The organism is Enterococcus sp. LJL51 (assembly GCF_049894025.1).
Classification (GTDB): Bacteria; Bacillota; Bacilli; order Lactobacillales; family Enterococcaceae; genus Enterococcus_L.
Map to the genome: position 1 here is coordinate 58476 of NZ_JBNEQE010000009.1, position 13419 is coordinate 71894.

Annotated in this window: 7 protein-coding genes; 6 read left to right on the plus strand and 1 reads right to left on the minus strand. The window is 37.6% G+C overall.

Going from position 1 to position 13419, the window contains the following annotated elements:
• Window positions 1–21: 21 nt before the first annotated feature.
• Window positions 22–786, minus strand: coding sequence for a hypothetical protein (locus ACPWSO_RS09935; RefSeq protein WP_426082936.1), 765 nt, complete (start codon window positions 784–786; stop codon window positions 22–24).
• Window positions 787–1731: 945 nt separating this feature from the next.
• Here ACPWSO_RS09935 and ACPWSO_RS09940 point away from each other — a divergent pair.
• From ACPWSO_RS09940 to argF, 6 genes are all read left to right on the plus strand, one after another.
• The gene (locus ACPWSO_RS09940) at window positions 1732–3207 is read left to right on the plus strand and encodes a TIGR02677 family protein (protein WP_426082938.1); all 1476 of its coding nucleotides are present in this window, start codon (window positions 1732–1734) and stop codon (window positions 3205–3207) included.
• Window positions 3204–4328, plus strand: coding sequence for a TIGR02678 family protein (locus tag ACPWSO_RS09945; RefSeq protein ID WP_426082940.1), 1125 nt, complete (start codon window positions 3204–3206; stop codon window positions 4326–4328). The genes ACPWSO_RS09940 and ACPWSO_RS09945 overlap by 4 nt, the downstream gene beginning before the upstream one ends.
• Window positions 4318–8394 (plus strand): TIGR02680 family protein, encoded by a 4077-nt coding sequence (locus ACPWSO_RS09950; RefSeq protein ID WP_426082942.1) that lies wholly within the window; start codon window positions 4318–4320, stop codon window positions 8392–8394. The genes ACPWSO_RS09945 and ACPWSO_RS09950 overlap by 11 nt, the downstream gene beginning before the upstream one ends.
• Window positions 8387–9661, plus strand: coding sequence for a TIGR02679 domain-containing protein (locus tag ACPWSO_RS09955; protein WP_426082944.1), 1275 nt, complete (start codon window positions 8387–8389; stop codon window positions 9659–9661). Before ACPWSO_RS09950 ends, ACPWSO_RS09955 begins: the two co-directional genes overlap by 8 nt.
• A gap of 1495 nt (window positions 9662–11156) precedes the next feature.
• On the plus strand, window positions 11157–12380 hold the full coding sequence (gene arcA / locus ACPWSO_RS09960; RefSeq protein ID WP_426082946.1) for an arginine deiminase: 1224 nt from the start codon (window positions 11157–11159) through the stop codon (window positions 12378–12380).
• A gap of 16 nt (window positions 12381–12396) precedes the next feature.
• A complete protein-coding gene (gene argF, locus ACPWSO_RS09965) occupies window positions 12397–13416 on the plus strand; it encodes an ornithine carbamoyltransferase (protein ID WP_426082948.1) in 1020 nt (339 codons plus the stop codon).
• Window positions 13417–13419: the final 3 nt, after the last annotated feature.

Here is a 13419-nt window from a genome sequence, read left to right on the forward strand (position 1 = left end):
CCTTGCTTAATTATAAAAAAACTAATTACCAGATTCTTCTTTTTCTTCTTCTGGAACTGAATAACCAAATGCATTATTATCAGTCGAGAAAATAGTCTGGTCTGAGACTTTCTCGTTTATGATTGGCTCAACATCCTCAGTTGTAATCTCATAGTCACTTTCTTGAATAAGATAGCTTAAATCCTCAATTAATTCTAAATTCATCGTTTGGCGATTGGGCATGGTTAGTTTAATTGATTCAACAAATTTTGTTTCATCATCAATTTCATAAGTGACGATGTAAAAACGAGAGTATGCTTGAGAGACATTAAGCTGAGTTCCTTCTAAAACAGCTTTTACTTCTTCAGGATCACTTAATTCGAGTTGGATTTGTTCTGGTTGAACAATATAATTCTTATTGGTATCTTTCAAGGCATCTGTATTTATATCTGCTAGGTTGACCAAGTAATTATCTTCTTTTGTTTTCTTTTTCTGATTATCAAAGGATTTTTTTACTCTTCTAGAATTTTTTACAATGACCATGTAATTTTCAGCGTTTTCACTTACCGTAAATTGTAAATACTCCCAAGTGTAACCAGCTTTTTCGATTTTAAACTGAACATGATGATTTTGTCCAATTTTTGAGACCTGATCATCAATATGATTCCCTTTAGTCCAAGCATAGGCGCCGCTAACATTCATTGAGTCCTTTTTTTCTTTTCTTTCTTCAAGGTATTGTAAATAACCTTTTAAAGTACCATCAACAATTGCCTTACTAATTGATTTATCTAGTTTAAATTCATCCATACATAAGCCTCCAATCTATTTGACTCTGTTAGTATACAACAATTTTAAAGTAAAAACATTAATTTCCCTATTTTTTTAAAGTTAGCTATAATTCAATAGATTTTAAAGAGACTGTATTGAATGGGTATTTTTGTGGCTAAACTAAACTAGACAGAAAAAAAGTGTGTGAAAAAAAGAGGATACTTAGAGAGTCTGCTATGCAAAGATATGAACATCCTGTCTTTGCAAAAGAAAATGTGTTTCATGATAAGCGTTGCTCCAACAGGTCTTTCTTTTAAAAAGAGCTCACCGTCCCATTGATGAAAAAGATTGAGAAGAGCTTTTTTGAAGCTCCTCTTTTTTGCTAAAATTTAGTGTGAAATAATATGTTTTATTATATAATAAGCTTAGGAACCTTCCTATCTGTTACAATTACGTGTCTATTTTGGGCAACCTAATTGTAACGGATAGGGAGGTTCTTTTTTGTTCTTGAAAAATCTATATCAAGGGCTGATAATTATAAAATTAGTCCACTTAGGAATAGAGGAGATTTTAAGCCTTAAAGAAAAGGATTGGAATACCATTTTTTCATATGTTTTTTGGCCTTTTTTAACATTAAAGGGATTATAAAATTTTTAGTTAAACAAACTCAATAATAGCTGGGATAGAGCGAGTACTTCACAATTATTTTACAGAATGTATATATTTTTTTGATATTGCCTGAAAATCAAGAGTAAATGATGATATAATCATTTTGAGAATAGTTGTGTATAGTGGATGAGAGGGTTAAAGAAGCAGCTAATCTAGGAGGAAATAAGTTGGATAGTATCTCTTCTCATTCTTTTGAGCTAGTGGGCTATAAGTAACATTACTTGCTTGGAACAGATAAGGAAAATAGAGCCCAGTCACAAACCTTTTACAAGATTTGCAATAAATAGTTAATCTGCTTTTGGGAGGTTTTTCAGTATGAAGAAAATTATGCCTGTTAATTATTTGACGGTAGAAAATTTTGAACGTTATCGACGAATTATGCGTTGTTTTTATCAGCGTCATCGACAGATGCAGGGTTCCTTGTATCGACCAGAAGTCATTGCTATGATGCAGAGCGAGTATTCTAAAGACTATGGTGATTTAGAAGTGGATCAAGATTTAGAAAATTTGGTACTATGGGGGAATTTAGAAAAGCAGCAGGAAATGATTCAACCCCGATCAATTGAAGAATATAGAAATAAAAATTTTCGGTATCAAATTACGGAGACAGGGGTAGTCGTTGAAGAGATGGTATATCAACTAACTCATGTCAAACAGGTAGCAAAAGGAGCACTGGACGAAAACGCTTTCCGTAGATTATTGAAGCTGTTAACAGACTTGGTTAATGAAGCTGATAATCCAGTCGATTTATGGTTGGCTATTCGTTCTGAGTTTGGACAAATTCGTGAAGAAACAGCGAATTACATTCGTTATATTACAAGTCCTGAAGTTGATAGTCGAATGAAGACTGAAGCTTTTCTGGTTTATAAAGATAATTTCGTAAACTATCTGCGGGATTTTATTGTCAGTGTCCAAAATGTTTACTTCCAATTTCAATTAGTGGTCAAAAAAATTTCAACAATTGACCAACAAACGTTAATTACAGGCTTGTATTTAAAGGAACAAGAGGTGCCTATTTTAGATGGGAGAACTGAATCAGAAGTAGCAGAGCAGGTATCTGGTGAAATGGCTGCACTATATAGTTGGTTTATTGGTAGTGATCAGCATCCCAGTGAATACGATAACTTGATGGATCAAACGAATCAAATGATTGCCAAAATTACTAACTTAATTTACTATTTTGGTCAGGAAATTCGCCAGTATCAAAGCCGAAAAAAGGATTATCTACATTTAGCGAAGTGGTTTGCTCTAACCGATGATTTAGCAGAGTCCCAGAAAATGTATGCGGGAATTTTTGGCTTAGAGCATTCTCGTCATTTTTATGTCACGGAAGGGACAGATGCAACCAATAACCGTGAGAATAGTTGGGATTTAATGCCAGGTACTCTTTTTCTTAATAAACGTGGCCGCGGAGCTAGGCAGGAACGGAGAGCTTCCAGCTTCAAAATGAATGGAACAGCTCAACTTGAAGAGCAGGAAAAGTATCGTCAACAAGTTTTGAGACAACGTGAACGTATCGAGGGTTATTTTGAAGCTGGGCTGCTGGATTTTTCAAAAATTGATAGTTTGGATGCAGCGTCTCGTCAAATGTTTCTAAAATGGATTAGCGGAGCGATTGCAACACTGGTACCTAACCGGCAGACTGTAGGGGGAAAGCTACGGCAGAGTATTATGACCGAATTAGATTTTGAAGTTATGGTTCAGATTGACTTAAGTAAGCATATTATAGTGGAATGTGAGGATGGTCAACTGACAATGCCTTCTGTGATGATGGAAAGGGTGGAACGATGAAACCGGAAGAATTTGGGTTGGCGGTCAAGCTTTTAGTAGAAAACTTTTGGATTATTCGAGAAGATCAGCCGGAAAATTACAATTTTTTACGTCGCCACCAACAATACATACAGAGAGAGTTTCGGAGCCGCTTCGGATTAAGTATAACGATTCGTCCCCAGTATATTCAGCTGTTGAAACGTCCGTTTGAACTAGAAGCCTGGATGGGAAATAACGAGTTTAGTGCACCTATGGATTTTTCGTTATTTTGCTGCGGTATGGCTTTTGTGGAGGAGTTAGAAGTAGAAGCACCGTTTATGATGGAGGAGTTAATACAAACTATTCAATTGATGGTTCCTGTGGAATTGGTCGTGGATTGGAATAATTATAATCATCGTAAGAGCTTAGTGCGGGCGGTAAAAAAAATGGAACGTTTACGTATGATTAAGAAGATAGAAGGGGATGTTTCAGCTTTTGAACAATCGGAGCAAAATCTGGAAATTCTATTCACCACTACACCGATGGCTCGTGCATTTTTGGCAAGAGCCCCACAGTCTTATACTCAGTATGAGACATTTGATGCGTTCAAAGAAGATTTCGAGCAAAGTCGTAGCAGCTTAGAACGGAATCAGGTAATTTACCAACGCCTGTTAATGACGCCACAAATAAGAAGAACTCCTGAGAATGAGGATATTTTTGCATTGATGCGTAATTTTTATCGGTTTACACAAGATTATGTTGAAATTAATACGCCATTCCATTTCGAACTTTACCGAGATTATGCAGCATTTACATTGGAGCAGCGAGATAACTGGCAGGAGTTGTTCCCTAGTCGTCAAGTAATAGATGAAATACTAATTCAATTGGCTACAATTTTAAGGCAAGACGAATTGGAAGTGACGGCCTATGGAGAAATTCATTTGACAGAAAACCAATGGCATAAGCTTGTAAAAGAGTTGCAGGTTAACTACAGTGATTATTGGTCAAAGGAGTTTAAAGAGTTGTCTTTAAACCAGCTCTCTACTGCATTGCTTGTTCGAGGTTCCTATTGGAAGCTTATTGAGAGTGCTGGAAGTAAAATCATTATTCAAGCTGCTTTTGGTCGATTGGTAGCGGAAATGAGGAAAGAAAATGGCGAATAGATGGATAATCAATCGAGTCGGTTTATTGAATTTTTGGTATTACACGAAAGAAACATTTGAGTTAGCAGATGGCCGAATGCTATTGAGAGGAACCAATGGATCTGGAAAGTCGCTGACTATGCAAAGCCTATTTCCTGTATTATTTGATGGAGATACTAGTGCGTATCGTCTGGATTCTTTTGGCTCTCGAGATCGAAAGATGGAGGATTATCTGTTAGGCGAAAAGGGTGTTTCTGAGCGAAATGAAGGAATTGGTTATTTGTTTTTGGAAGTGAAACGAGAAGCGCGTGAAGAATACCTGACAGTAGGAGTTGGCATGCATGCCAATCGTGGAGGGACTTTAAAGAAGTGGTATTTTTCTATTGAAAATAATCAACGAGTGGATAAGGAGTTTGACCTTTATGAAGAACTTCGACAAGGCGAACTGACGCCCCTTACTAAAGCTAAATTAAAGAATCGCTTAGAAGGAAAAGGCCGAATCTTTGAAACTCAAAGAGAGTATAAATTGTTTGTCAATCAACGGATTTTTGGATTTGATAATCTAGATCAGTTTGATGAACTAATCACGTTGCTTTTGCAGCTGCGTTCACCAAAATTGTCTAAGGATTTTCGTCCATCAGTAATTTATGGTATTTTACGTAACTCTTTGCCGAAGATGAAAGAAGATGAATTATTAACATTATCGAAAACGATTGAACAATTGGATCTTCATCGGGAGCGGTTGGAAGACTTAAGTAACGAGATTAAAGAGCTAGATCGTTTCGCTAAAAACTATCATCGCTGGCATGGTGAGCTGGTATCCCAAGTTGGAGGAAAGTGGCAACAGCTCTTTGGCAAGGTCAAGCGAGTAGAGAGGCAAGTCGCTGATTTTAATCATCAATTAGAAAAAAACAATAGTGCTTTAATGGAAAATCGACAAGTCTACGAAGAAAATGAGCAGCGGTTGGAGGCCTTAACAGCTACGATTACACAGCTAAGCCAACATGAAGGAATGGATTTGGTCAATCATGGATTGGAATTAAAGAAGCGATTAAAGCAAACCGAAAACCGTTTAGAGCGAACTAAAGACCAGTTGTTGAGAAAACAACAGTCCCTTCAGGATCAGTTAACTGATTTGAAGAAACGGGAATTATTGGAGGAGAGTCTCTATCGTGATTTGGAAGAAATTATTCAAGATAATCAGCAATATCTTACCTATCTCCGTTTTGAAGAGCTTGACAGTGTCTACTCTGAAAAGTTACGGCAAACAATTACTGTTGCTGAACGCAAGTATTGGTTGGAACAGACGCATAAAAGACAGACTCATTTCCGTAAAATTCAGCAATTGCTTTTGGAAACGAAGCGATTGCAGGAGCAGTTGGCAGAGTTAGAGCGGATTGTGGGTAATTTGCAGCAGGAGTTCGATGAACTACAGCGCGATCTCCGTCAATGGCAGCAGACACGCGCCGATGAATTGGAAAGGTGGAAGCTAGCCATAGATGATTGGCTAAGTGCAGCTCCTTTTCAACTATCAGCTAAGCAATATAGTGAACTGCTTTATCGTATGGATAGCCTTTTGGAAGAGGAAGAACGTGAAGAAATCGTATTGTCATCCATAACCGTATCTTATCAAGAGGCGTTGAAGCAAGAACGAATAGCCTTAGTACCTTTAGAAGCTCGTCTAAAAGAAAATCAACACCAAATTTTAAATATACAGCAGGAAATTGAGGAGTGGCAGACACAGAAAATACCTGAGCCGCGCCGTAATGAAGATAGAAAAGCCAATCGAAATGCTTGGGCAGAAACAGCTGAACATGTCCTATTTTATCAAGGAGTTGATTTTCAAGCTGGGGTCACAGAAGAGGAAAAAAATAACATTGAGGGCGCTTTATTTTCATCCGGTATTTTAGATAGCGTTATTAGTCAAGAGGAACTGCAATTAGCAGATGATCTGATGATTAAACCGAACCCACAATTAATGGCGTCCACTTTATCTGACGTCTTGACCGTGAACTCAGAGTTATCCCAAAGCTTACAGAATCAGGTAGTGAATGTGTTGGACAGTATCTTCTATAATGAAGCAGACAGTACATTAAATTTGCCAGTTATCAATAAAGACGGCAGCTATCAGATAACGAATTTGAATGGTGAAATGCCCATAGAATACAAGGCTTCCTTTATAGGAATTGCCAGCCAGGAGCGATATCGCCAAGAAAAAATAGAGCAGTTAAAGGAAGCGATTCAGCTGCTGAAAAGTATTAATTTGGAGATAACCGCTCAAATTGTCAAGCAAGAACAACAGATTCAATTGATCGAGTCTGCCTATCAAAAGATGCCAAGAGGAACAGAGGTATATCAAACCTACGTGGAGACTAAAAATCTAGAGCTAATTTTGTTAACTAAAGAAAAGGAAATACGCATAAAGACAACTGAAGCTAATGCTTTACAACAACGCTTTTTAAAATTGAAGACATTAATTATGCAGGAAACAGCTGAGGATCAGCTGAGTCAAAGCTTAAAAACTTACGAGGACGCACTACAATATGCGATGAATTATGAACAGAACCTTCATGATGCTTTCAGTAAGTCAATTCAAATCGAGCAACAGCGGGAAATGCGTCAGGCGATTTCTACTCATGTTGCTAATTTTCAAGAGGAGGAGGCTGATTTATCGTACAATGTAAATGCATTAATCGGAGAGACAACAAAATTGGCGCGTTTAATCAAGGAGAATCAAGCTCAGCAGCAAATCATCAATATTGCTGAACTAACTGCTAAATTAACGAAGGCAACAGAAGAGCAGCTGCGGCTGCAGAAAAAAAATAAGCAGTTGAATAATGAGCAAATTGTTTTAGTAGAAGCTGTCACAAAAATCACTGGAGAGCTGAAGCATGAAGAGGAACACTTTGCTTCATTAATCAAGCAGGAAGAGAAATGGAGAGCCTTATTTGAAGTAGAATTACAAAGAGGGGGCACTCCAAGTAATGAACTGCTAACTCGTGCAAAGGAGCTTGGGAAAGAACTAAATATTAAAGAGCTAAAAAGACTGGAAGATCGTTTTTCCAATAATTTTAGCTTTATAGCAGACCAGCTACAAAGCTACCAGCCTAAATTGATTAGTGTCAGTGGTGTAGATTTGTCATCGGAAGAAGAACAAGAATTAGGGGAGTTTGCCTCTTTTAACAATCATAATGAACCGCAATTTTCAGAGGATGGTCAACGAACAACGACAGTTGATTTACTGGTCCATTTAAAAGAGCAGCGGTTGACATTAAGTGAATTATTAAAAAAAGACGATGAACGACTTTTCAAAAAGATTATTTTGGAATCTGTTGGTAAAGTACTTCGAGTAAGAATTCAGCAGGCACAGCAGTGGGTTGCTCAAATGAATGAATTGCTGCAAGAACAAAAAAATTCCTCTGGTTTATCTTTAAGTATCAGCTGGAAAGGTGTTTCTGCTGCTTCTGAACAAGACCTTAGTACGAATCAACTTGTCAGCTTATTGCAAAAGCCGACGGAGCTTCTTTCAGAACATGATCGAACAGCTATTTCTCGACATTTTCAGGAAAAAGTTCGCTTGGCTCAGGAGCAATTACAAAATGAACCAGATGATCGGAGTACATTATTTCAAGCAATTGCTAAGGTATTGGATTATCGAGATTGGTTTGAATTTGAACTGAAATATAAGCGGGCAAATGAGGGGTATCAGGCTCAACCATTAACAGATCGTCGTTTTAATCAATTCTCCGGCGGGGAAAAAGCTATTGCCATGTACCTGCCGCTATTTGCAGCAACCTACTCTCGCTATGAAGATGCTGGAGATCAATGTCCGCGAATCATTACATTGGATGAAGCCTTTGCGGGGATAGACGATCAAAATATCGCTGAGCTTTTTAAAGCGTGTGAACAGCTAGGATTTAATTATGTGATGAACTCACAGGCGCTATTTGGAGATTATCCTACGGTTTCTAAATTGGCGATTTATGAGTTGCTGCGGCCGCAGAATGTTAATTTTGTTACTACAATCCGTTATTACTGGGATGGGCATAAAAAGCACCTATTAATGGGGGGCGAAAATATTGTCTGAAGCTGAAGCATACATTAAGCAACCAGTCTTTCAAATTTTGGCCAAGGAATTATGGCGGCGGTATTGGCTGAAAGGAACATTTGGTAGTAGTATCGGGCTAAGTTTATTCAGTCAAACAGACACCGAGCCCTTGCGAAGCTTTCTGGGTATTACTGTATTTTCCTGGGATCGAAAGAAGAGAATTCGTGTTGTAGAACTAGATCATGCTTTTGTAGAAAGCAGCTTAAATTTGACATTAGCAGATTTTGTCGTGCTTGTTATGAAGAAGCCTTTGGTTCTAAAAATAGACTATGAAAGATTAGAAAAAGATGCTTTCGAACAGTTTAAAAAAGCTGTAGCTAAGGTTGATTCAACATTCACTTCATTATTAAGTGAGCGTCAGCTGAAAGAATGGTGGAAGAAGCAGCTGCCAAATCTGATTATTTTTGAACAAGTGTCAGTTGGATTACAGTGTTTACCTAAGAAAGAATTTGTCAGACTACCCGTGTTTGCTTATAAAGTCACTGGAAATCCACATGCGTTTGATGAAAACACAGAAGGAGGACAGCTCCTTTTACAAATGCTGGCAGCTCTGTCAAATCAGGAACCAAACAGTTTGACAGAGCTGGAAAAAACGGAACAACGTCATGGCTTGTTAAATGAATTTCACTTGTTGAAAGATGATATTATGAATTATGCTGCAATTAGAGGGCTAGCAGCACAGGATTTTGAAAAAAGAGAAAATCAAATGTGGCGACAGGCGTGTATTGAAGGAATTAGCTGGAATGTTCCTTTAAAAGAAATTCTGAGGACGGCTGTTATACGTCCCTATGTGGGTGAAAAGGTTTTGGTAGTGGAAAATTCTGGTATTTATTCTATTTTGGTGGAACTACTCCCAAAGGTGCCGATTCTTTGCTCCAGTGGGCATTTCACCTTTGCTATTTGGCAGCTATTACGCAAATTGGCAGATACCGGAACAATCATTTATTATAGTGGTGACTTAGATCCAGAAGGGCTAGGAATGGCTCAGAAATTGAAAAATACCTTTGGCTCTCAGTTGCAGTTCCTAGGAATGGAACAGCGGAATTTTCAGATAGCTAAAACCAAAGTAGCGCTTAGTTCCAGTCGTTTAAAGAAGCTGCAAGCTCTTGAAAATTATCAATTAGCTGAGTTAGGAAAGCTAATTGATGAAAGCAAGCAGGTTGCTTATCAAGAGGGCTTCTTACAAGAATTAATAAAGGAAATTGAATGCGAGTTTGTGATTGAAACAGTTGAACAAGACACGTAATACAAGTTAAAGAAGTATCAGATTCACTAATCTTCCAATGGGTTAGTGCTCTAATTTTTCTTTGAAAAGAACGAGATAACATTCTTTTGGTTCTATGTCAAATAGTGTTGGTAGGACAAAAACTGAAAAAGATAGAAGGACTTGGAACGAAAAAAATAGAGATTCTCTAACTTTGTTCCAAGTTTTTTTGAAAAAGGGAGAATAAAGCGAGTGATTTGGGCAGCTAAGCCTATAAATTTATTATGCTTTGCCTCGAGTAATCGCAGAGGCAGGCTCCACAAGGTATATTCGTAGCTGGACAGCTAGCTCTAATATAAGGTATGAATGTTACACATTCATCTATCATCGTACGCATACCATCCCACTAAATGTTCCTACACAAGTGGAACTGGTAATTCCCGATTTGCCTATAAAGCTGCGGAGATATTCGCTTGTTTCTCTTTTTCATATGGTGATGATGTTCTTCAATCAGCTCTGTATGAGCATGAAAGGTTTTTCCACATTCGCGACAAAGAAATCGGGAGCGCTTCAGTTTTAAGAAGGTCAAGCGCTCATTAAACACAGAAGTTGAGCGTTGGTTAGATGATGACCATTCTTAATTATTTGCCCTTGATTTTTTACCCCACATTTCTCACAATGTGTGGGTCGATAGGTAAGGGTTGCTTTGATTACCTGGGCCTGAACACTTTTCATTGATCTATATTCAAGCCAAGCTTCTCCAAAGGAGAGGTGTTTATCTGTTCGTCCAAGTAATTTTCTAGTATTCTTATCTATAGGGAACAACCATTCTGATGATTTGTGGTTTTGGACGATTTCATTTTATCAGTTTGTTGTTCCTTTTTTGTGTTTGAACACTCAAAAAAGTGTTGGCAGATTTTCCACCAATGTAGTGACCCCCAAAAGTTAGACTTTTTGTAGAGTGGATTTTTCCACTCTATTTTTTATGCAGCTCTATATTTTAACGATTTCACAGAAAAACAAATGCTGCTATTTTAGCAATCCAAATTTCGTCTCTCTTGCTCTGCTAAATCTTAAGTTTATATTAAGAGGTATTTCTTTCAAATAGAACTATTCTTGCTTCAAAAAAATCCGTTACTCATTATTTTTTAATCTAAATACGGTATGAAAAAACCGTGTTTATTTGTTGTTTATTTAGTTATTTTAATTTGATGAATTGTTTAATACAAGGCGTTTTCGATATTTTTTTCTGTTCTATTTTGTTTTTTGATAGATCCTCATTTCACTCTGTTTTCTGGCTCTCTTTATTAATTTAAACCATTTTCTAACATTAGAAAAAACTTATTTTTCTTTTTTATTGAATTTATATGAAATTCTAAAATGCATTCATGCAATTTTATCTAAAAGAATGCATATATGCAGAAGTTTTGCATAATGAGAAGAAATCTACATTTGTAATGAGTGAAAGCGACTTTGAAAGCGCTTTATTTTTTGTTAGCATGAGGGTGTACAAAAGAATAAAGGGAGGCTTTCATTTATGGAAAAGGCTATTAACGTTTTTTCAGAAATTGGCAAGCTGAAGCAGGTAATGCTTCACAGACCAGGTAAGGAGTTAGAAAATTTGATGCCTGATCATCTGGAACGTTTGCTTTTTGATGACATTCCATTTTTAGAACAGGCAAGAAAGGAGCATGACTTTTTCGCTGATACACTGCGGTCAAAAGGTGTTGATGTATTATATCTAGAGGATTTAGCAGCAGAGTCGCTGACGTCTGAGGAGATTAAAGACCAGTTCCTGACAGAATATTTGAATGAAGCGAATATTAAGGATGCCAATATTAAGCAGGCAATTAAAGAATATTTCCTGTCGCTTGATTCTAATCGTGAACTGATTGATCAATCGATGGCAGGCTTAAAGAAAAATCAGTTATCAAAAATTCAATCTACTTCATTAACAGGCCTTGTTGATGACCACTACCCATTCTTTATTGACCCGATGCCGAATCTCTACTTTACCAGAGATCCATTCGCAACCATCGGTCATAGTGTTTCCCTAAATAAGATGTATTCAGAAACGAGGCGGAGAGAAACCCTATACGGCAAATACATTTTCAAATATCATCCAATGTTTAAGGATAATCCAGTTGACTTGCTTTACAATCGTGAAGATAGTACACGGATTGAAGGCGGCGACGAGCTGGTTCTATCAAGCAAAGTATTAGCAGTGGGTATTTCACAAAGAACAGATGTGGTTTCCATTGAACGGCTGGCACGTAATATTTTTGAAAGTGAAACAAGCTTTGAGCATGTACTGGCTTTCAATATTGGTGAAGAAAGAAAGTTCATGCATTTGGATACGGTGTTTACAATGGTGGATTATGACAAGTTCACAATTCATCCGGAAATTGAAGGAGATTTAATCGTTTACTCGATTTCAAAGGAAAACGGCGAGATAAAAATCGTTGAGGAAAAAGACACATTGGAACATATTCTATGCCGCTATCTGGATTTGCCGGCTGTTGAACTGATTCGCTGCGGCGGCGGAGATATTACTGCAGCTGCCAGAGAACAGTGGAATGATGGTTCTAACACATTGACAATCGCTCCAGGAGAAGTAGTAGTTTATGACCGTAATGTGATCACCAATAAACGATTAGAAGAAGCTGGCGTGAAGTTGAATTATATCCCAGGTAGCGAGCTGGTTCGCGGTCGTGGCGGTCCACGTTGTATGAGTATGCCGTTTGTCAGAGAAGATATTTAAATTAGGAGGAAAAAAAATGACATCAATTTTTCAAGGAAGAAGCCTATTGGCAGAAAAAGATTTTACAAAAGAAGAGCTGGAATATTTAATTGACTTCTCTATTCATTTGAAAGACTTAAAAAAGAGAAATATTCCTCATAGGTATCTTGAAGGAAAAAATATTGCATTGCTTTTTGAAAAAACATCTACTCGTACAAGAGCAGCTTTTACAACAGCTTCAATAGATTTAGGCGCACATCCAGAATTTCTGGGAGCAAATGATATTCAGCTGGGTAAGAAAGAATCAGTTGAAGATACTGCGAAGGTTTTAGGCAGTATGTTTGATGGTATTGAATTCCGCGGATTCAGTCAGCAGGTCGTTGAAGACTTGGCAAAATATTCAGGAGTTCCTGTATGGAATGGTCTGACAGATGAATGGCATCCAACACAGATGATTGCGGATTTCATGACAATTAAAGAAAACTTCAAAACATTGGATGGAATTACCTTGGTATATGTTGGTGATGGCCGCAACAACATGGCAAACAGTTTGTTGGTTACAGGAGCAATCTTAGGCGTGAATGTTCGCATTTGTGCACCGAAAGAGCTTCATCCAGAAAAATCAGTGGTTGATTATGCAGAAAACTTTGCAGCAAAATCCGGCAGCAAGCTAATGATTACAGATGATGTTGCTGAAGGTGTGAAGGGTGCAAATGTTCTTTATACGGATGTATGGGTTTCAATGGGTGAAGAAGACAAGTTTGAAGAGCGTGTCAGCATGCTGAAGGATTACCAAATCAATATGGATATGGTAAAAGCAACTGGCAATACCGAAGGTGACTTGATTGTACTTCACTGCTTACCTGCATTCCATGATACGAATACAAGCTATGGAAAAATGATTAAAGAGAAATTCGGTATTGATGAAATGGAAATTACAGATGAAGTTTTCCGGAGTAAATATGGCAGACAGTTTGAAGAGGCTGAAAACCGGATGCACTCAATCAAAGCAATCATGGCAGCGACTTTAGGAAATCTGTTCATTCCAAAAGCGTAGGCA

Excerpts from the sequence above, each read along its gene's own strand:
- ACPWSO_RS09935 (WP_426082936.1), bottom strand. The coding sequence starts at position 786 with ATGGATGAATTTAAACTAGATAAATCAATTAGTAAGGCAATTGTTGAT.
- ACPWSO_RS09940 (WP_426082938.1), top strand. The coding sequence starts at position 1,732 with ATGAAGAAAATTATGCCTGTTAATTATTTGACGGTAGAAAATTTTGAA.
- ACPWSO_RS09945 (WP_426082940.1), top strand. The coding sequence starts at position 3,204 with ATGAAACCGGAAGAATTTGGGTTGGCGGTCAAGCTTTTAGTAGAAAAC.
- ACPWSO_RS09950 (WP_426082942.1), top strand. The coding sequence starts at position 4,318 with ATGGCGAATAGATGGATAATCAATCGAGTCGGTTTATTGAATTTTTGG.
- arcA (WP_426082946.1), top strand. The coding sequence starts at position 11,157 with ATGGAAAAGGCTATTAACGTTTTTTCAGAAATTGGCAAGCTGAAGCAG.
- argF (WP_426082948.1), top strand. The coding sequence starts at position 12,397 with ATGACATCAATTTTTCAAGGAAGAAGCCTATTGGCAGAAAAAGATTTT.